The sequence below is a fragment of the Micromonospora sp. NPDC048887 genome, assembly GCF_040649715.1.
In the GTDB taxonomy this organism is placed as follows: Bacteria; Actinomycetota; Actinomycetes; order Mycobacteriales; family Micromonosporaceae; genus Micromonospora.
This window is the reverse complement of sequence record NZ_JBEZGA010000001.1, coordinates 25,729-44,746: the sequence shown is the minus strand read 5'-3', so window position 1 is coordinate 44,746 and position 19,018 is coordinate 25,729. Positions and strand designations below refer to the sequence as shown.

16 protein-coding genes are annotated in these 19,018 nt (G+C 73.5%); 6 read left to right on the top strand and 10 right to left on the bottom strand.

The features are described 5' to 3' along the window. Positions 1-5 precede the first annotated feature (5 nt). The 10 genes from AB0C17_RS00210 to AB0C17_RS00165 all read right to left on the bottom strand — a co-directional run bounded on the left by AB0C17_RS00210 (position 6) and on the right by AB0C17_RS00165 (position 12,098). Entirely contained in the window at positions 6-920 is a 915-nt protein-coding gene (locus tag AB0C17_RS00210) for a DNA-3-methyladenine glycosylase 2 family protein (protein ID WP_357382748.1), read from the bottom strand. A 151-nt stretch (positions 921-1,071) separates the two neighbouring features. After that, the gene (locus AB0C17_RS00205) at positions 1,072-1,731 is read right to left on the bottom strand and encodes a hypothetical protein (RefSeq protein WP_357382750.1); all 660 of its coding nucleotides are present in this window, start codon (positions 1,729-1,731) and stop codon (positions 1,072-1,074) included. A 203-nt stretch (positions 1,732-1,934) separates the two neighbouring features. Then, positions 1,935-2,714 (bottom strand): zf-HC2 domain-containing protein, encoded by a 780-nt coding sequence (locus AB0C17_RS00200; protein ID WP_357382752.1) that lies wholly within the window; start codon positions 2,712-2,714, stop codon positions 1,935-1,937. Continuing rightward, positions 2,711-3,409, bottom strand: coding sequence for a sigma-70 family RNA polymerase sigma factor (locus AB0C17_RS00195; RefSeq protein WP_047893132.1), 699 nt, complete (start codon positions 3,407-3,409; stop codon positions 2,711-2,713). Before AB0C17_RS00195 ends, AB0C17_RS00200 begins: the two co-directional genes overlap by 4 nt. A gap of 82 nt (positions 3,410-3,491) precedes the next feature. Then, complete coding sequence (locus tag AB0C17_RS00190; RefSeq protein WP_357382754.1) at positions 3,492-4,349, bottom strand: fused MFS/spermidine synthase; 858 nt, start codon at positions 4,347-4,349, stop codon at positions 3,492-3,494. After that, on the bottom strand, positions 4,349-5,320 hold the full coding sequence (locus AB0C17_RS00185) for a hypothetical protein (protein WP_357382756.1): 972 nt from the start codon (positions 5,318-5,320) through the stop codon (positions 4,349-4,351). The genes AB0C17_RS00190 and AB0C17_RS00185 overlap by 1 nt, the downstream gene beginning before the upstream one ends. 25 nt (positions 5,321-5,345) lie before the next feature. After that, on the bottom strand, positions 5,346-7,820 hold the full coding sequence (locus tag AB0C17_RS00180) for an SMC family ATPase (RefSeq protein ID WP_357467521.1): 2,475 nt from the start codon (positions 7,818-7,820) through the stop codon (positions 5,346-5,348). After that, positions 7,820-8,968 carry an exonuclease SbcCD subunit D gene (locus tag AB0C17_RS00175; protein WP_357389991.1) on the bottom strand — a complete coding sequence of 383 codons (1,149 nt, stop codon included), beginning with the start codon at positions 8,966-8,968 and terminating at the stop codon, positions 7,820-7,822. The genes AB0C17_RS00180 and AB0C17_RS00175 overlap by 1 nt, the downstream gene beginning before the upstream one ends. Positions 8,969-8,980: 12 nt before the next feature. Next, positions 8,981-10,729 carry an ATP-binding protein gene (locus AB0C17_RS00170; protein ID WP_043325613.1) on the bottom strand — a complete coding sequence of 583 codons (1,749 nt, stop codon included), beginning with the start codon at positions 10,727-10,729 and terminating at the stop codon, positions 8,981-8,983. Between the two features lie 430 nt (positions 10,730-11,159). After that, positions 11,160-12,098 carry a pyrimidine reductase family protein gene (locus AB0C17_RS00165; protein ID WP_357476088.1) on the bottom strand — a complete coding sequence of 313 codons (939 nt, stop codon included), beginning with the start codon at positions 12,096-12,098 and terminating at the stop codon, positions 11,160-11,162. Positions 12,099-12,248: 150 nt separating this feature from the next. Here AB0C17_RS00165 and AB0C17_RS00160 point away from each other — a divergent pair, with 150 nt between their 5' ends. From AB0C17_RS00160 to AB0C17_RS00135, 6 genes are all read left to right on the top strand, one after another. Continuing rightward, positions 12,249-12,794, top strand: a complete 546-nt coding sequence (locus AB0C17_RS00160; protein WP_357467528.1) for a plasmid pRiA4b ORF-3 family protein — start codon at positions 12,249-12,251, stop codon at positions 12,792-12,794. A gap of 329 nt (positions 12,795-13,123) precedes the next feature. Further along, complete coding sequence (locus AB0C17_RS00155) at positions 13,124-14,443, top strand: extracellular solute-binding protein (protein WP_357389985.1); 1,320 nt, start codon at positions 13,124-13,126, stop codon at positions 14,441-14,443. Positions 14,444-14,562: 119 nt separating this feature from the next. Further along, positions 14,563-15,543, top strand: a complete 981-nt coding sequence (locus AB0C17_RS00150; protein WP_357389983.1) for a sugar ABC transporter permease — start codon at positions 14,563-14,565, stop codon at positions 15,541-15,543. A 105-nt stretch (positions 15,544-15,648) separates the two neighbouring features. After that, the gene (locus AB0C17_RS00145; RefSeq protein WP_030274682.1) at positions 15,649-16,449 is read left to right on the top strand and encodes a carbohydrate ABC transporter permease; all 801 of its coding nucleotides are present in this window, start codon (positions 15,649-15,651) and stop codon (positions 16,447-16,449) included. Continuing rightward, positions 16,446-17,879 carry a GH1 family beta-glucosidase gene (locus AB0C17_RS00140; RefSeq protein WP_357389981.1) on the top strand — a complete coding sequence of 478 codons (1,434 nt, stop codon included), beginning with the start codon at positions 16,446-16,448 and terminating at the stop codon, positions 17,877-17,879. The genes AB0C17_RS00145 and AB0C17_RS00140 overlap by 4 nt, the downstream gene beginning before the upstream one ends. An 83-nt stretch (positions 17,880-17,962) precedes the next feature. Then, entirely contained in the window at positions 17,963-19,009 is a 1,047-nt protein-coding gene (locus AB0C17_RS00135) for a LacI family DNA-binding transcriptional regulator (RefSeq protein ID WP_357389979.1), read from the top strand. Positions 19,010-19,018 lie beyond the last annotated feature (9 nt).

The following is a 19,018-nucleotide window of genomic DNA, read 5'->3' as shown; positions in this document are numbered from 1 at the left end:
GACGGTCAGTAGCGGGCGAAGGAGCGGATCGGGGCGCGCGGGCCGTACTTCGGTGCCTGGACGCCCGCCGCCTCCAGCAGCACGCACACCCGGCCCCGGTGCCCCCGGAACGGCTCCAGCAGCGCCAGCATCCGGGCGTCGTCGCCGCGCGGCTCACCGGCCAGCGCCCACGCCACTGTGTTCGGCACGTGGTAGTCGCCGACGCTCACCGCGTCCGGGTCCCCGTACGCGATCCGCACCACCTCGGCGGCGGTCCACGGCCCGATCCCGGGGATCGCGGTGAGCCGCCGGGTCGCCTCCGCCGAGTCGGCGCAGCGTTCCAGCCGGTCCGCGACGGCAGCCGCGCGGCGCAGCGTGTCGGCGCGCCGCTGTTCCACCCCGAACGGGTGGAACACCCAGTACGGCGTGGCCGCCACCGCGCCCGGCTCCGGCGGCAGCAGCAGTGGTTGCAGCGGGCCGGGCGCGGGCTCCCGGAAGTGCCGCACCGTCGCGGCGTACGCCCGGTACGCCTCCTTGCCGGTGACCTTCTGCTCGAAGACCGCCCGCAGCAGCCGGGGGAAGATCTGCCCGGTGGCCGGCATCCGCAGCCCGTGGTGCGTGTGGGCGAGGCGGGCCACCAGCGGGTGCACGGCGGCGAGCGCGGCGAACCCGGTCAGGTCGTCGCACAGCCCGGCGATCCGGTCGGCCCGCTCGACGACCCAGCCGGCGCCCGGGCCGTACCCCTCGGCGGTCAGCTCGCCGGCCTCCGGGCGCAGCGCCAGCGTGGCCGGGCCGTCCGGGGTGCGGGTGGCCCACCAGAACGTGCCGGCGGCGATCCGCGCGCACGGGTCGTACGGGCTGAACGTGAGCGCCCGCACCGACGCGGCCAGCCGGTAGCCGGCCGGCGGGCGCAGCGTACGGCGGGCGTCGGGCGAGGTCACCCGGCCACTCTGCCACGCGACCCGGCCGTGACGCCGGGCACGCCCCGCGTGCCGGGAGGCGGGCCGATGCCGGTACGCCCCGCCTCCCGGGTCCGCGACGGTGACCGGCCGCGCCCTCCCCGGCGGCGACCGGTCACCGTGTCCTGGCGGCTCAGTACGAGTAGTCCGAGCCGCCGCCGGAGCTGTTCGAGCTGCCCGCCGCGGGCGGCGCGACCGGCTTGGGCGTGCCGGTCGGCAGGCAGGTCAGGTTCTTCTTGCCGTTCGGGTCGACCACGAACCAGGTGCCGCCGACGCCCTGGCCCTTCCACTGGCCCGGCTTCTTGTCGCCGATGTAGCGGTAGACCGGCCAGCCGCCGATGGTGAGCTGCCGGGTGCCGTCCTGGCGGGTGATGGTGCCGACCTTGTCGTCGGAGACGCCCCGCAGCTTCGGGTTGCCGTCGGTGAGCGACGGCGGCCAGACCTCGGCGCACTTGTCCACGCAGTTGGACTGCGGCGGGTCGTCGGAGTCCTTGTCGAACCGGTACAGCACCCAGCCGTCCTGGTCGGTGACGACGCGGCCCATCCGGGGCAGCTTCTTGCCGACCAACTCGTCGGTGATCTTCACGTTGGACGGGGGCGCCTTGTCCGCGACCGGCTCCTCCTCGGGAGCCGCCGACGCCTCCGGTTCGGCCGCCGCTGTGGGTTCGGCCGCGGCCACGGCGACCGGCTCGGCCGCGCCCGAGTTCGCCCCGTTGTAGCCTGCTGGGGCGCAGGCCGTAAGTGCGACCATCGCGCTCGCGACGATGACGGTCGTCCGCATGTGGTGTGCCACGTGCCCTCCTCGTTCTTGGCAGTTCGCCGAGTAGTACGGGCGCTGCGCTGTCAAGGTTGAACCCGTACGGGTGGCACATTTCACAGTGGACCGATTGAACCGACAGGCGTCGCCGCGCGTGCGTCAGCACGAGGGGGTCCGCCGGCCGGGCACGACGCGACGGCGCCGGGTGGCTCAGCCACCCGGCGCCGCTCAGCGTTCGATCAGATGTCGTCCACAGTCACCAGCGGACTGGCCACCCCGTTCGCGTCGACCGACTGCACCTGGAGCTTGTCGATGTCGCGCACCGGGGCCGAGGTGGACGCGTTCAGCTCCAGCGGAAGCTGGTTCTGGTTCGTCCCGTAGCCGCCGACCGGCACCGACCAGGTGCTGATCACCTCGCTGGTGGCGTTCTTGCGGACCACCACCAGCCGGCACGTGCGCGGCCCCGGCAGGCGGCTCAGCTGCACCGCGATCTGCGTGCCGTACTCCTTGCGGGCCAGCCACATGGTGGTCTGCACGCCGGTCGCCGGATCGGTCGCGTTGTGCTTGTCGCCCTCGATGTCCTGTGGCCCGCCGACGCCCGGGTCGTTCGGGTTGCCCGGCTCGCCGCTGGACGCCACAGTCGGCGCGGCCTGCGTCGGCACCGCCTGCGGCGGCGCCGGATCGTCGCCCAGCATCCCGGCCGCCGCCGCGCTCGCGCCGCCGAACACCACCACTGCCGCCGCGGTCGCCAGCAACTGCCGCACCCGGGTACGACGGCGGTCCCGCCGCACCGCCATCAGCGTCCGGTCCAGCAGCGCCGGATCGGTGTGCGTCTGCTCCAGCGCGGCCATCGCCTCGCCGTCGATGCCGGAGAGCAGCCCCACCACCGGGACCATCGTCTCCAGTTCCGCCGCGCAGGCCCAGCAGGTGGCCAGATGCTCCTCGAAGCGCTCTGTGTCCTGCGGATCCAGCACGCCGAGCGCGTACGCGGCGACGTCCATGTGATCGGCCCGGCTCATTCGGTCACCCCCCTCTCCTGCAGAGCCGTGCGCAGCGCGCGCAGCGCGTAGTAGACCCGCGACTTGGCGGTGCCGAGCGGAAGCCCCAGCTCCTCGGCCGCCTCCGGCACGGTGCGCCCCCGGAAGTACGTCGCCACCAGGATCTCCCGGTGCGACTGGCTCAGCGTACGCAGCGCGTCCGCGACGGTCATCGTGCGCAGCACCCGGTCGGTGCTGTCCGACTCGGCGAACATGGTCAGATCCCGGTCGTACGTCTCGGGCGGGCGGGCCTGCTCGCTGCGGTGCTCGTCGATGGCGATCCGCCGGGCCACAGTGACCAGCCACGGACGCAGCGAGCCCTGGCCCTGCACGCCGAGGCGGTGCGCGTTGCGCCACGCCCGCAGCAGCGTCTCCTGCACGATGTCCTCGGCGCGCTGCCGGTCCCCGCCGGTCAGCCGCATCACGAACATCAGCAGCGGGCCGGCGTGCTCGGCGTACAGCAGGCGGATCAGCTGGTCGGAGTGGCTGGCCTCGGCCGAGGTCGCCTGGTGGCGTCCGGGGGCGGGTCGCGGCGGCACCGGGTCATTCTGGCGATCGGCGGACCGGGCGTCGACCCCCCGGCCCGAACGCGAGGCGCGCGAGTGTGGTTGTGCCCGGGCGAACATCCACTCGGGCCGCGCCACCTCGCCGTGCCAGCCGGCCGCCACCGCATGCATGCAGACCTCCGCTGTCCAATGACATCAGCCGGCCCCCCACGGGCATGGCCGCCCGGTGATACGCAGCGGCCAGCCGATCGGATCAACGTTTGACCGAGAAAATTCCCGGCGGCGGGGGAGTGGAGTCGACGGCGTCCGCGTCGTGGACCACCGGCGCGCCCCCGGCGAACCGGTCCAGCTCGGCGCCGGCCAGCACCCGGCCGGGGAACCAGTCGCCCGCCGCCCGCCGGGTCAGCTCCGGCACCGGCGGCTCCACCCGGGACGCCACCAGCACCAGGTTGCCGTAGCGCCGGCCGCGCAGCACCGCCGCGTCGCCGACCAGGCAGGCCCGGGGCAACACGGTCCGCACGGTGGCGACCTGCGCCCGGGCGTGCCGCAGCGGCGGGCCGTCGGCCACGTTCGCCAGATAGCTGCCGCCGGGCGCGAGCACCCGGGCCACCTCGGCGGCGTACTCCACCGAGGTCAGATGCGCGGGGGTACGGGCGCCGGCGAACACGTCCGCGACGATCACGTCGTACGCGCCGTCCCGGCTCGACGTCAGCGTCGCCCGCGCGTCGGCCACCCGGACCCTCAGGCGCGGATCCGACGGCCAGGGCAGCTCGCGGCGGACCAGCTCCACCAGTGCGCCGTCCACCTCGGACACCCGCTGCGACGAGCCCGGCCGGGTGGCGCGCACGTACCGGGGCAGGGTCAGCGCGCCGCCGCCCAGATGCAGCACCCGCAGCGGCGCACCGGCCGGCGCCACCAGGTCCAGTGCGGCGGCCAGCCGCCGGACGTACTCGAACTCCAGGTGCGCCGGGTCGGTCAGGTCCACGTGCGACTGCGGCGCGCCGTCCAGCAGCAGCGTCCACGAGCCCGGACGGTCGGGGTCCGGCACCAGCTCGGCCCGCCCGGTGTCGACGTCGGCGACCACCCGGTCGGCGTCGCGTCGCCGGCCCATCAGCGCCGCATCCCGCGCGCCGCGCCGGTGAGCACCCGGTGCAGCAGACGCGCGTCGCCGAGCATCCCGCGCAGCCGCCGTTCCAGCCCGGCGATCGGCACCAGGTTCTGCGGGGCACGCGGATCCTTGTACGGGGTGGAGGCGAACCGGGGCAGCGTCACCAGCGACAGGTCGGCCAGCGCCACCGCCTCCGGCACTGTGAGGTCGGCCGAGCACTCCACCCGCACGATGCCCGCCCACGGCGCTCCGGCGCGCACCGGCAGGCGCAGATACCACGACCAGCCGCCCCACGCCGTGCCCAGCCGGAACACCGGGCAGCGCTCACCCGGCGCCAGCCCGGTCACCACGGCGGTGAGCCGGGCGTCGAGATACTGGCTGTGCTGCGTCTTGATGTACCCGAGCGTGCGCGGCAGGTTTCGCCGGCTGCGCAGCGGGCCGTCCACCACCAGCAGGTCGCCGTCGGTGCGTACCGCGTCGGAGACGGCCACCTCCAGCGCGGTCAGCGGCGCCTGCACCGCCGCGGGCAGCTTGCTCAGCTCACCGGTGCCGCTGACCCGGTGCACCGGGTAGCGGACCGTCCCGGCGACCACGTCCTGCGCCGACGGGCTCGCCGTGAACAGGCCCCGGCCCACCCGGGCGCCGGCCAGCTCGGCGGCGCCCCGGTCCAGGTCGCAGCGCACCACACCGGCCGCGTACGAGGCGGCGATGCCGGGGAACGAGCCGCCGTCCTCCTCAGCCGTCCAGACGCTGGCGTCGATCCGGCGTACCCCGTCGACGAGCAGCACCACGTCCGGCGACCGCACGTCCGCGCGGGGGCCGATCGCCCGCCAGTCGGTGGCCGGCAGCTCGACGTCGGCCTCGACCTGGGCGCTGCTCGGCGCGGCCGGCCCGGACCCGCCCGCCGCCTCGAACGACGCGCCGTACGACGGATCCCAGGCGTCGACGTAGAACGCCGGCGACGGCCCGGTCACGCGGCGCTCCGCCGGGACGTGCCGGTCACAGGCCGGTCCGTTCCACGCGGGCCGTCCGCGCGTCCTTGCGGACCTCGAACCGGACCGGGATGCGCTCGGCCAGCGCCGGCACGTGGGTGACCACGCCGACCATCCGGTCGCCCCGGGCGGCCAGGTTCTCCAGCGTCGCCGCGACCGTGTCCAGCGTCGCCGCGTCGAGCGTGCCGAAGCCCTCGTCCAGCACGATCGACTCCAGGCTCGCGGCGGTGGTGGACATGCCGGCGAGCTGCTCGGACAGCGCCAGCGCGAGCGCCAGCGACGCCTGGAACGTCTCCCCGCCGGACAGCGTCCGCACCCCGCGCCGCAGCCCGGCGTCGTGGTGGTCGACCACGAAGAACTCGCCCTTGTCGTGGACCAGGTCGTACTGCCCGCCGGACAGCTCCCGCAGGATCCCCGACGCGCCGTCCACGAGCAGGTCCAGCGCCTCGGTGAGCAGCCAGCGCTCGAAGTTGTTGGCCCGCAGGTGCGAGGCGAGCGCCCGCGCCACCCGCGCCTCGTGCTCGTGCCCGGCCCGCTGTTCCCGCAGCCCGGCGGCCTGCTCGCGGCGCTCGTCCAGGCGGCGCAACTCCGCCTCGGCCCGCTCCACCGCCACCGCCACGTCGCGCGGCGCGTCCCGCGGGGCGTCCAGCCCGGCCGCGGTGAACAACGCGGCGATCCCGTCGGCCACCTCGGCCGCGGCCCGCTGCGCCGCCTCCACCGAGTCGGCCAGCCCGTCCCGCTCCGCGCGCCGCGCCCGCGCCTGCTCGCCGGCCCAGCCGGCCAGCGCCGCCCACGCCGCCGCCACGTCGTCCCGGTCGGCGGCGGGCGGCCCGAACCGGGCCAGCCCGTCGCGTACCGCGTCGAAGTCGCGCCAGGCCCGGCGCAGCCGCTCCTGCGCCGCGTCGAGCGCGCCCCGCGCCCGCCGGGCCGCCTCCCGGCCCGCCCGCACCGCGCCCGCCGCCTCCTCCAGCGCGGTCCGCAGCCGCGCGTGCTCGGCCAGCGACTCGCGCAGCCGCTCCGGCGCGGGCGCGTCCGCGAGCTGCTCGTCCAGCTCGGCCAGGCGCGTGCCGAGCTGGTCGTGCTGGGTGCGGGCGCGCAGCAGCACCCGGTCGGAGTCACGGGCCGCGGTGTCGCGTTCCTGCACGACCCGCTTGGCTGCCTCGCTCGCCGCCCGCGCCGTCTTGCCCGCCTCGATCGCCCGGCTCACCGCCGAGCCCTCCGGCACCGCCGGCACTGTGGTGACTGTCTGCTCGCACACCGGGCAGGGCGCGCCGCCGACCAGGTGCGCCCGCAGCGCCACCGCCTGGTCGGCGGCCTTCGCCTCCTCGTGCGCGCGGAACGCCGAGTCCAGCTCCGTCTCGGCCCGTTGCGCGTCCGCCCGCGCCGCCGCCAGCGCCGCCACCGCCGCGTCGTGCTCGGCGCGCGCCGCGTCCACCGCCGCCCGGACCGTCGCCGCCTCCGCGGTCAGCCGGTCCCGGTCCGCGTACGCCTTCAGGTGCAGCCGCAGCGCGCTCTCGTCACCGGCGGCGGCCAGCTCCCCGCGCAGCTTCTCCTCGCGCTCCTCGGCCAGCCCGACCGCGCCCGCCGCCTCGTCGGCGGCCACCCGGGCCTGCGCCACCGCCCGCGCCAGCTCGGCCGTGCCGTCCGGCGGCCGCACCCCGGCCAGCACACCCAGCTCGGCGTCGAGGGCGGCCAGCGCCGCGGCCCGCTCACCCGCCGTGGCCCGGGCCAGCTCCCATTCGGGTACGGCGGCAGCGACAGCGGCGGCCAGTTCCCGCATCGCGTCCACCCGCTCCCGGGCGGCGGTCAGGCTGTCGTCGTCGACGTCGGCGAGCCCGCCGAGCATCTTGTCGACGGTCTCCAGCTTCGCCTCGGCCTGCCCGGCCCGCTCGACGGCCTTCTTCTGCACCGACTCGTAGACGCCCAGCCCGAGCAGGTTCACCAGGATCTGCTGGCGGGTGGCCGGCTTGGCGTGCAGGAAGTCGGCGAACTGCCCCTGCGGCAGCACCACGCACGAGGTGAACTGCTCGTACGGCAGCCCCACCGCGTCCAGCACCGCCTGCTCCATCTCGGCCGGGGTGCCCGCCACCACCTCGCCCAGGTCCTCCGGGCTGAGCCCGGTGTCGAGCTTGGTGATGTCGAATCCCGGCGGCATGAGCTGGAGGCCGGCGTTCGCCGTCTTCACAGTGCCCCGGCCGTCGCGGCGCACCACCCGTGTCGCCACGTAGCGGTCACCGGCGGACTCGAAGACCAGCCGCACCCGCGCCTCGGTCGCCGACGGTGCCAGCGCGTTGGCCAGCCCCCGGGTGCCGCCCCAGCGCGGCACCGTGCCGTAGAGCGCGAAACAGATCGCGTCCAGCACCGTCGACTTGCCCGAACCGGTCGGCCCGACCAGCGCGAAGAAATCCGCGTCGGTGAAGTCGACAGTCGTCTCGTCGCGGAACACCGTGAACCCGGCCATGTCCAGCCGCATCGGCCGCATCAGTGCTCCACCTCCTCGAGCAGCTCGTCGAAGAGCTCCCGGACACCCTCGTCGGCGTGCCCCCGGCTGTCCAGGTAGTCGCCGAACAACTCGCCCGGCGACCGGCCGGCCCGCTGAGCCGTCCGGGTCCCGCTGCCCGGCGCGGGCACCAGCTCCGGGTCGATCCGGATCTCCAGCGCCCGGGGCAGCAGCTCCTGCACCTCCTCGCGCAGCCCGGCCCGGGGCTGCTCCCGGACGTAGACGCGCAGCCAGCCCTCCGGCGCCTCGATCTCGGCGAGCTGCGCGAGCGTGCCGCGCACCGTGCGCAGCGGCACCGCGCCCGGCACCGGCACCTCCCGGACGCGGGCGGCGGTGGTGGCGGTGACCTCCACGATCGTCACCGAGCCGACGTTCTCCTGCTCGCCGAAGTCGACAGCGAGCGGGCTGCCGCTGTAGCGGATCGGGCACGGGCCGATGACCCGCTGCGAGCGGTGCAGGTGGCCCAGCGCCACGTAGTGCGCGTTGCCGGGGAAGACGGTGGCCGGCACCGCGTACCCCAGCACGGTGTGCGCGTCCCGCTCGCCGCCGCCGGTGCTCGCCCCGACCACTGTGAGGTGCGCGGTCACCAGGTGCACGCGGTCCGGCTCGGTGAAGCCCTCGGCGAGGCGGTCCAGCACCCGGCCCAGGTGGTCGGCGTACGTCTGGTTGGCCTCGGCCGGGGTGAGCGTGTACATCTCCACCGCGCGCACCGCGTACCGCTGGGACAGGAACGGCAGCGCGGCGATCCGCCAGCGCTCCCCGCCGGCGGTGACCCCGTCGACGACGTGCTCGTCCGGATTCTCCCGTACGCTGCCGCGCAGCGTGATCCCGGCGGCCTCGGCCCACGGCCGCAGCGCGTCCAGCGCCGCGCCGTTGTCGTGGTTGCCGCCGATCGCCACCACGTCCGCGCCGGTCCGCCGCAGCGCGGTGAGCGCCCGCGTGACCAGCCGGGTCGCCTCCGGGGTGGGCGCGGCGGTGTCGTACAGGTCACCGGCCACGATCACCAGGTCGGGCCGCTCACGCTGGGCGATCTCGATCACCTGGGCGAGGACCTGCTTGTGCTCCTCGGCCCGGGACTGCCCCTTGAGGACCTTGCCGACGTGCCAGTCGGAGGTGTGCAGGATCTTCATGGTGGGTGCCGCCTAGAACGGGATGTCGTCGTCGGAGGAGCCGGAACCGACCACCGCGAACGGGTCGGCGGCCTGGGTGATCGACCGTAGCGTCTCCGAGGGCGCGCGGCCCGCCTCCGAGACCCGGGTGGCCCACGCCGGGAACGGGAACTCCAGGCACAGCGGCACCGGGATGTCCGGCTGGTTGACGAACATGGTGCCCGGCTTGGCCAGCAGCGCCCGCTGCCGCTGGGCGGGCGGCAGGAAGCCGTACTCCGGGCGGGACGCCTCGGCCGGGTCGAGCCGGCCGACCACCCGGATCGCCGAGTTGGTGACGATCCGCCGTTCCACCTCGCTCGCGGTCTGCTGCGCGCCGACCAGGATCACGCCCAGCGAGCGGCCCCGCTCGGCGATGTCGAGCAGCACCTCCTTGATCGGCGACGAGCCCTCGCGCGGCGCGTACTTGTTCAGCTCGTCGAGCACGACGAACAGCAGCGGCTTGGCGGTGCCGGCCTTCTCCTTGCGCTCGAACTCGCTCTTGAGCGTCACGCCGACCACGAACCGCTGCGCGCGGTCCGGCAGGTTGTGCAGGTCGACGACAGTGACCTGGGCGCTCTCCGCCGTGTTGATCGAGTGCGGGCGACGGGTCGCGAGGTCGCCCCGGATCAGCCGGCCCAGGTCCTTCTTGCTGCCGATGAGCCGGCGGGCGAACGCGTTCACGGTGCCCAGCCCGACCGCGCTGCCGGCCCACTCGCCGCGCGTCTCGTCGTCGTTGAGCTGCTCGACCACGTGGTCGACCAGATCCGCGTACGAACCGAGCCGCACCCCGTCGATGCTCACCCCGCCGTCGGCGGGCTGGGCGTAGCGGGCCAGGTGCGCGGCCACCGAGTGGACCACCATCGTGTACTGCTGGCGCTCGTCGTCGGCGTCGGCGAACACGTACGGCAGCAGCCTATCGGCGCAGAACTCGGACAGCGTCCAGTAGAAGCTGTCCACCCCGGTGAGCCGGCTGCTCACATCCGGCGTGCCCGAGGAGTCGCCGACCCGCGGCGGGGCGTAGACCCGCACGTCCGGGAACGCCCCGGCGTCCAGGCCCAGCTTCGCGTACGCCGCCCGGGTCGGATCGTCGAGCCGGCTGTTCGGGTGGTCGAGGAAGAGCAGGTCCTCGCCCTTGACGTTGAAGATCAGCGCCTTGGCGTTGACCGCGTCGCCGCCCAGCACGCCGGAGCGGAACACCGAGTAGAGCAGGAACGTGGCGAAGCTGGTCTTGGTGGCGACACCGGAGATGCCGGAGATCGACACGTGCGCGCCCCGGGTGCCGTCGAGGAAGTCGGCGTTGAGGTAGACCGGCACGCCGTCGCGGCCCATCCCCATCGGGATCCGCCGCTCCATCCGGTCGAAGTGCAGCGCCCGGGCCCGCGCGTCGCCCTCGGCCCGGTGCACCACCGCGCCCGGCGTGGGCGGCACGTAGAACTCCGGGTCGACCCGCGTCGTGGTCACCTCGGCCGCCTCCTGCACCTGCGCCGGCAGCGTGCCGTCGGCGATGGCGAAGACGTCGGAGTCGAACTGCGCCCCCTCGTGCCGGGCACGCACCTGGGTCACCACCCCGGCGATCGTCACCGGCTCACGGTCGGGCAGGTCGCGGCGGGTCACGACCACGTCGTCCAGTTGCAGGTAGCTGCCCGGCGCGACAGCGGTCCAGAAGGTGAGCGGGGTGGCGTCGGCGGTGCCGAGCACCCGGCCGACACCCTCGCCGGGCCCGTCGAGCTGGTCGTCGGTCATCGGCGGTCTCCGGTCGGCTGGTCGTACCGTTGGCGGTGCACGTCGTGCATCCTGCCCGAGGGATGCGACAGGTTGCCACGCGACGCGGCGGACGCCACGCCACCCGTGCGCCGAACGGTAGCCGCCCGAATCCGCCCGACCACAGTGCGTGCGTTTCCTCCACGTTCGCCCCTCCGTCGCCGGCCGGCCGCCGCCGTCGCCGCCGGCTCCCGGACGGCCCGCCCGCTGACGGTCAGCAGTGCCGCCGGGTCCACCGAGAGGGCGTCGGGCGTCGCGCGGTCAGATCCAGTCGCGCGGGTGGAACACAGGGGTGTCTCCGCCGGCCCATGACACCCATCGCGTTCCACCCGTCGCCCGCCCACCCGGCATGCACCGCTTCCGCCCGCATCTTCCTGAAGAGCGGGAGTCGTGTCCCGCGTGCCGTCTGCCATCAGGCGGCGGGGGCGGCGCCTGCGGGTGGTGTCTGGGCGGGGTCGCGTGCGTAGCGCAGCATCAGCACGCCGTCGGCGGCGGCCAGCACGTGCCGCAGCGGCAGGTGGCGCGGGACGCTGGCGTCACCGGCGGTGATCCGGCCCGGGCCGGCGCCGGCGAGCAGCGGCGCCACGGTCAGGCACAGCTCGTCCACCAGGCCGGCGGCGGTGAGCGCGCCGAACAGGTGCGGGCCGCCCTCGCAGAGCAGCTGGTCGAGCCCGCGCCGGCGCAACTCGGCCAGCCCGGCGACGAGATCGACCCGCCCGGAGCCGCTGGCCCGCCCGGCGTCGTCGCCCTGCCCGGAGCCGCCCGTCCGTCCGGAGCCGCCCGTCCGTCCGGAGCTGTCGGCGCGGCCGCTGGCGTCCGGCCGGGCGGCACCGCCAGTCCGGCCGGAGCTGTCGCCTCGGCCGGTCTCGTCGGTGCCGCAGCGGATGACGTCGGCCACGTCGGTCAGGCCGGGCGGCGGTACGGCGTCGGCGTGGGTGAGCACGATCGGCCGGACCGGGGCGTCGGCGAAGGCGGCCTGCGCCGGGTCGAGGTCGAGCGAGCCGGAGACGACCACGAGCGTCGGGTACTCGGCCAGTCCTCGCTCGCGGCGCCAGGCCCGGCGGTCCGGGCTCAGCCGCACCGCCCGGTAGCCCTCGTGCCGTAGCGTGCCGGCGGCCACCACGAGGGCGTCGCAGAGCATCCGCAACAGCCCGAAGACCCGCTTGTCCGGCTCGCCGGAGAGCCCGGCGGAGTAGCCGTCCAGAGTGACCGCGCCGTCGGCGCTGGCGACGAAGTTGACCCGTAGGTGCGGGTGGTCCGCCCGGTCGTAGAGCGCGGTGAGCTGCGGATCGGTGAGCGCGCCGGTGGCGGGTGCGGGCCAGATCCGTTCGATCGGGGTTCCGACGCTCATTCGCCGGCCGGACCGGTGACCGGAGGGGTGGGTTCGGGGGTACGGTGCTGGCAGTCGCACCACTTCCGGCCGGGACAGTCGTCGTGCCGCCGTTCCCGGCAGGCTCGGCAGATCATGCAGGCAGCCTATGCCCAGGAAGGACGGGACGTCGTGTCGCGTCAGATCTTCCAGCTCACGGTGTCGCTGGCCGGTGTCCGGCCGCCGGTGTGGCGGCGGGTTCTGGTGCCCGGCGGCTACACCCTGGACCGGCTGCACCGGGTGATCCAGCACGCGATGGGCTGGCGCGACTGTCACCTGCACTCGTTCGACGTCGGCGGCCGGCAGTACGGCGAGCCCGACCCGGACGGCGAACCGGCGCTGCGCGACGAGCTGGACGTCCGGCTGGACGCGCTGGTCGGCAAGGGCGACCGGTTCCGCTACACCTACGACTTCGGCGACTGGTGGGAGCACGACCTGGTGGTGGAGGACGCCTGCGCCGCCGACCCGGACGAGAGCTACCCGGTCTGCCTGGACGGCGAGCGCGCGTGCCCGCCCGAGGACGTGGGCGGTCCGGCCGGTTACGCGGTCATGCTGGCCGCGCTCGCCGATCCGGGGCATCCGGAGCACCTGACCATGCGCGAGTGGGCCGGCTCGGCGTTCGACCCGGCCGCATTCGATCCGGCCCGCGCCACAGTCCTGCTGCGCCGCTGCTGCTGACCGCAGCGCCGCCGAGCCGCCGAGTCGCTGAACGCAGCGCCGCCGAGCCGCCGCAGCGCCGGCCGTTGCTGACCCGCGGCGCCGCCCGCCGCTGACGACGGGGCAGGCAGTGCCGCTGACAGCGGCCTCCGCCGAGGGCCCGGGCGTCCACGCGGTAACGAAATGGGAACGCTCCCAACGGTCTATTGACACCCCTGTCACCTCCCGGCAACCTCATGGGAGCGCTCCCGAGAGTGGTGCGGATCTCCCTCCTGCCCGCTCCGGCCCGCGCGACACGCACCCCCCACCACACAGCAGATATCGCCTCACCACCGAAAGAGGGGTCTCGGATGAGCGTCCCAATCCGTCGTCGGCGGTTCGCGGCCATCGCGCTCGCGTCCGTCGTCGTGCTCGGCACCACCGCCGCCTGCGGCGACGACTCGGACAGCGGCGACAGCGGCAGCGGCAGCGGCCCGGTCACGCTGGTCGTCGACGTCTTCGGCGACCAGGGCTTCGGCTACGAAGAGCTGTACAAGCAGTACGAGTCGGAGCACCCGAACGTCAAGATCCAGGAGCGGGGCAAGGGCCTCGGCCTCGGTGACTACAACACCCGCCTGACCCAGCAGATCACCGCGGGTTCGGGCGCCGGTGACGTGGTGGCCCTGGAAGAGGGCACCATCGTCCAGTTCTACGCCCAGGCCGACAAGTTCGTGAACCTGGCCGACCACGGCGCGAACGACCTCAAGGGCAACTTCCTGCCGTGGAAGTGGGAGCAGGGCACCACCCCCGACGGCAAGGTGCTGGGCCTCGGCACCGACGTCGGCTCGATGGCGCTGTGCTACCGCAGCGACCTGTTCAAGGCCGCCGGGCTGCCCACCGACCGCGAGCAGGTCGGCGCGCTCTGGCCCACCTGGGACAAGTTCATCGAGGCCGGCCAGACGTTCGCCGCCGCCGACAAGAAGCACAAGTTCGTCGACTCGGCGACCAACTTCTACAACGTCGTGCTGATGCAGATCGCGGGCCAGGGCAGCGGCTACACGTACTACGACAAGAGCAACAAGATGGTCATCGACCAGAACCCGGACGTGAAGACCGCGTACGACCTCACCACCAAGATGATCGCCGCGGGGCTGTCCAACAACCTCCAGTCGTTCTCCAACGAGTGGAACGCCGGCTTCAAGAACGGCACCTTCGCCACCATCGCCTGCCCCGCCTGGATGACCGGTGTCATCAAGGGCCAGGCCGGTGACGCGGCGGCCGGCAAGTGGGACATCGCCAAGGCGCCGGGCGCCGGTGGCAACTGGGGCGGCTCCTTCCTCGGCGTGCCGAAGTCGAGCAAGCACCAGAAGGAGGCCGCGGAGCTGGCCAAGTTCCTGACCAGCGCCAAGGGTCAGATCGGCGCGTACAAGGCGGTCGGCAACCTGCCCTCGAACCCGCAGGCGCTCACCGACCCGGCCGTGGCCGACTCGACCAACGACTACTTCAGCAAGGCCCCGGTCGGCAAGATCTTCGCCGCCGGCGCCACCGAGCTGAAGCCGGTCTACCTCGGCCCGAAGAACAACGCGGTCCGCACCGCTGTGGAGAACAGCCTGCGCGCCGTGGAGCAGGGCAAGTCGGCCGGCGAGCAGTGGCAGGCGGCCCTGAAGAACGGTGCGGCCGCCGGTAAGTGACCGGTTGAGCCGCCCGCGGGTGGCGTCGGCAGCCCCGGCTGCCGGCGCCACCCGCGGTGCCCGCAGAGTCCGGCGTCGCCCGTGTGGCGGGTGACGCCGGCCGAGGAGAAGGACTCCCCATGAGCCTCGACCTGCACGCCGCGGCGCCGCCCGAACCCGGCCCGCCGCGCGCCGCTCGTCACACGCGCCGCCGTTCCGCCTCACTGACGCGCCTGGACCTGAAGTACTCGCCGTACCTGTACGTCCTGCCGTTCTTCGTGATCTTCGCCGTGTTCGGCGTGTACCCGATCGCGTACACGGTCTGGATCGCGCTGACCGACCGGTCGCCGCTGAACTCGACCATCTCCTTCGTCGGGATGGACAACTTCGTCGAACTGATCACCCAGGACCCGCAGTTCTGGAACGCGGTGGTCAACACCTTCGGCATGTTCCTGCTCTCCACGGTGCCGCAGTTGCTGCTGGCGCTGATGCTCGCCAACGCGCTGAACCGGAAGCTGCGCGCGCAGACGTTCTTCCGGATGGCGATCGCGATGCCGATCATCACCTCGACCGCCGTGGTCGCGCTGATCTTCTCGATGATCTACGCCAAGGACTTCGGCCTGGTCAACTGGCTGCTCGACAGCGTCGGCCTGGACCCGATCGACTGGCGGGCGAACCGCTTCGCCTCCTGGTTCGCCATCTCCACCATGGTGGACTGGCGCTGGGTCGGCTACAACGCGCTGATCTACCTGGCCGCCATGCAGTCGATCAGCAAGGACATGTACGAGGCCGCGGCGCTGGACGGCGCCTCCCGGCGGCGTCAGTTCTGGTCCATCACGGTCCCGCAGCTGCGCCCCACGATCATCTTCACGCTGATCATCTCCACCATCGGCGGCCTGCAGCTGTTCACCGAGCCCCTGCTGTTCACCAGCGGCTCGGGTGGTCTCTCCGGCGGTTCGGAGGGCCAGTTCCAGACCATCACGATGTACCTGCTCGACGTGATGAACCAGCGCTTCCGGTGGGGGTACGCCGGGGCGGTCGCGCTCGTGCTCTTCGTGCTCATCGCGTTGATGTCGGCGATCAACTACCTGCTCGCCCGCCGCATCAGCTCCGACAAGTGAGGTGACGAGATGACGACCACCGCCGTCCGCCCGCCCACCCGGCAGAACCCGCCGGTGAAGACCACCCACCGGGCCGAGCGGCTCTGGAAGGCCAGCCCGCTCACCATGATCGGCCTGATCTTCGGCGTGCTGCTCTCCCTGTTCCCGTTCTACTGGATGATCGTGATCGCCAGCCGGACGAACGACGCGGCCAACTCCTGGCCGCCGCCGTTCCTGCCCGGCGGCAAGCTCGGCGAGAACATCGAGCGGGTGCTCGCCAACAGCGACGCCAACATCGTCAAGGGCCTGATGAACTCGTTCCTGGTCTCCGGGACGATCACCGTCGCGACGGTGTTCTTCGGCTCGCTGGCCGGCTTCGCGTTCGCCAAGCTGCGCTTCCGGGGCAAGAACGCGCTGCTGCTGATCATCCTCACCTCGATGATGGTGCCGATCCAGCTCGGCGTGCTGCCGCTGTACATCCTGATGGCCAAGCTCGACTGGCTGAACACCATGCCGTCGGTGACCGTTCCGTTCCTGATCGGCGGCTTCGGCATCTTCATGATGCGCCAGTACGCCGAGCAGGCGGTACCGAACGAGTTGATCGAGGCGGCCCGGGTGGACGGCTGTTCCACCTGGCGGGTGTACTGGCACGTGGTGGCGCCCGCGCTGCGTCCGGCCGCCGCGGTGCTGGGTCTGCTGACCTTCATGGAGCAGTGGAACCAGTTCTTCTGGCCGTTCGTGGTGCTGGCGGACCCGTCCAACCCGACCGTCCAGATCTCGCTGCGCAGCCTCAACACCGCCTACTTCGCCGACAACTCGCAGATCTTCGCCGGTACGTTGATCGCGACCCTGCCCCTGTTCGTCGTGTTCGTTCTGTTCGGCCGCCAGATCATCGGCGGCATCATGGAAGGCGCCGTCAAGTCGTGAGCAACCCAGCAAGCCCACCCGCCGTCGGCGTCCTCGACGCCGGTCCGGCCCTCACCTTCCCGCCCGACTTCCTCTGGGGCGCGGCCACCGCCGCGTACCAGATCGAGGGCGCGGCGACGGAGGGCGGCCGTGCCCCGTCGATCTGGGACACCTTCAGCCACACCGAGGGCCGGACGGTGGCCGGGCACACCGGCGACGTGGCGTGCGACCACTACCACCGGATGCCTGACGACGTGCGGCTGATGGCCGACCTGGGCCTGCGGTCGTACCGCTTCTCGGTGAGCTGGCCGCGGGTGCAGCCGGGCGGCACGGGCGGGATCAACCAGGAGGGCATGGACTTCTACCGCCGGTTGATCGACGAGCTGCTCGGCCACGGCATCGAGCCGTGGCTGACGCTCTACCACTGGGATCTGCCGCAGCCGCTGGAGGACGCGGGCGGCTGGCCGGCCCGGGACACCGCCGGCCGCTTCGCCGAGTACGCCCACCTGGTCGCCGAGGCGCTCGGTGACCGGGTGAAGTACTTCACCACGCTGAACGAGCCGTGGTGCTCGGCGTTCCTCGGCTACGGCTCCGGCGTGCACGCGCCGGGCCGCCGGAACGGCGCGGACGCGGTCCGGGCCGGGCACCACCTGATGCTCGGTCACGGCCTGGCCGTGCAGGCGGTACGCGCGGCCCGCCCGGAGGCGCAGCTCGGCATCACCGTCAACCTCTACCCGGTCACCCCGGCGAGCGAGTCGGCGGCGGACGCCGACGCGGCCCGGCGGATCGACGCGCTGGCGAACCGGTTCTTCCTCGACCCGGTGCTGCGCGGCGCGTACCCGGCGGACCTCGTGGCGGACCTGCGCGGTGTCACCGACATGGGGCACGTGCGCGACGGCGACCTGGCCACCATCTCCACGCCGCTGGACATGGTCGGCGTCAACTACTACAGCCGGCACGTGGTCGCCGCGCCGGTCGAGGGCGCGGAGCCGGAGCCCTACTGGCGGGCGCCGTCCTGCTGGCCGGGCAGCGAGGACGTCCGGTTCGTCACCCGGGGTGTCCCGGTGACGGACATGGACTGGGAGATCGACGCACCGGGCCTGGTGGAGACGCTGGAGCGGGTCCACCGGGAGTACACCGACCTGCCGATCTACGTCACCGAGAACGGCTCGGCGTTCGTCGACGAGGTGGTCGACGGCCGGGTGGACGACCCGGACCGGCTGGCCTACTTCGCCGCGCACCTGCGCGCGTCGCACGCCGCGATCGAGGCCGGTGTGCCGCTCAAGGGCTACTTCGCCTGGTCGCTGATGGACAACTTCGAGTGGGCCTGGGGCTACACGAAGCGGTTCGGCATGGTCTATGTCGACTACGACAGCCAGGCCCGGATCGCGAAGTCCAGCGCCAGGTGGTACGCCGACGTGATCCGACGCAACGGACTGCCCGCACAATAAGCTGGGCCAGCCAGTAACGGGCGGCCCGGCGCCGACGCCCCAATCGGTGCCGGGCCCGCCCGACCGTCGGAGGAGCACAGACGATGACAACGCAGCGCACCCGCTCGCTCGGGCGTCCGACCCTCGACGCGGTCGCGGCCCGCGCCGGCGTCGGGCGCGGCACGGTCTCCCGCGTGGTCAACGGGTCGCCGCAGGTCAGCCCGGAGGCTCGGGCCGCGGTCCAGCAGGCCATCGCCGAGCTGGGGTACGTGCCGAACCGCGCCGCCCGTGCGCTGGTCACCCAGCGGACCGACTCGGTCGCCCTGGTCGTGTCCGAGTCGGGGGAGCGGGTCTTCACCGAGCCGTTCTTCGCGGCCATCGTCCGGGGTGTCAGCTCCGGGCTGGTGGAGACGCCGATGCAGCTCTGGCTGGCCATGGTGCAGTCGCCGATCGAGCGGGAACGGGTCGAGCACCACCTGACCAACCAGCACGTGGACGGCGTACTCCTGCTCTCCCTGCACGACTCCGACCCGCTGCCCACGCTGCTGGAGGAGCGCGGCCTGCCGACGGTGCTCGGCGGCCGCCCGGCCCGGATGCTGCACCCGAACGCGCAGCCGGCGTGGTTCGTCGACATGGACAACGTCGGTGGCGCGCGGCAGGCGGTGGAGCACCTGTTCCGCAAGGGCCGCCGGCGGGTCGCGACCATCGCCGGCCCGCAGGACATGGGCGCCGGCCTGGCCCGGCTCTCCGGCTACCAGGAGGCCGTGCGCGCGGCCGGCGGCCGGGTCGATCCGAGTCTGATCGCGTACGGCGACTTCAGCGAGGGCAGCGGCACCGCGGCCATGCGCCGGCTGCTCGACGTCTGCCCGGAACTGGACGCCGTGTTCGTCGCCTCCGACCTGATGGCCTTCGGCGCGCTGCGCGCGTTGCGCGAGGCCGGCCGCCGGGTGCCCGAGGACGTGGCGGTGATCGGTTTCGACGACGCCCCGATCGCGCGCCAGGCCGAGCCGCCGCTGACCACCGTGTTCCAGCCGGTGGAGGAGATGGGCCGGCAGATGGCCCGGCTGCTGGTCTCCCGCATCCGCGGCGAGGAGGTCCCCTCCCCGCACGTGCTGCTGGACACCGAACTGATCCACCGGGCCTCCGCCTGACAAACCCCC

Bases quoted from the DNA above. Each gene is read 5' to 3' on its own strand.
- AB0C17_RS00135 (WP_357389979.1), top strand. From the start codon at position 17,963: ATGACAACGCAGCGCACCCGCTCGCTCGGGCGTCCGACCCTCGACGCG.
- AB0C17_RS00150 (WP_357389983.1), top strand. From the start codon at position 14,563: ATGAGCCTCGACCTGCACGCCGCGGCGCCGCCCGAACCCGGCCCGCCG.
- AB0C17_RS00180 (WP_357467521.1), bottom strand. From the start codon at position 7,820: ATGCGGCCGATGCGGCTGGACATGGCCGGGTTCACGGTGTTCCGCGAC.
- AB0C17_RS00155 (WP_357389985.1), top strand. From the start codon at position 13,124: ATGAGCGTCCCAATCCGTCGTCGGCGGTTCGCGGCCATCGCGCTCGCG.
- AB0C17_RS00165 (WP_357476088.1), bottom strand. From the start codon at position 12,098: ATGAGCGTCGGAACCCCGATCGAACGGATCTGGCCCGCACCCGCCACC.
- AB0C17_RS00170 (WP_043325613.1), bottom strand. From the start codon at position 10,729: ATGACCGACGACCAGCTCGACGGGCCCGGCGAGGGTGTCGGCCGGGTG.
- AB0C17_RS00195 (WP_047893132.1), bottom strand. From the start codon at position 3,409: ATGCATGCGGTGGCGGCCGGCTGGCACGGCGAGGTGGCGCGGCCCGAG.
- AB0C17_RS00200 (WP_357382752.1), bottom strand. From the start codon at position 2,714: ATGAGCCGGGCCGATCACATGGACGTCGCCGCGTACGCGCTCGGCGTG.
- AB0C17_RS00190 (WP_357382754.1), bottom strand. From the start codon at position 4,349: ATGGGCCGGCGACGCGACGCCGACCGGGTGGTCGCCGACGTCGACACC.
- AB0C17_RS00175 (WP_357389991.1), bottom strand. From the start codon at position 8,968: ATGAAGATCCTGCACACCTCCGACTGGCACGTCGGCAAGGTCCTCAAG.
- AB0C17_RS00145 (WP_030274682.1), top strand. From the start codon at position 15,649: ATGATCGGCCTGATCTTCGGCGTGCTGCTCTCCCTGTTCCCGTTCTAC.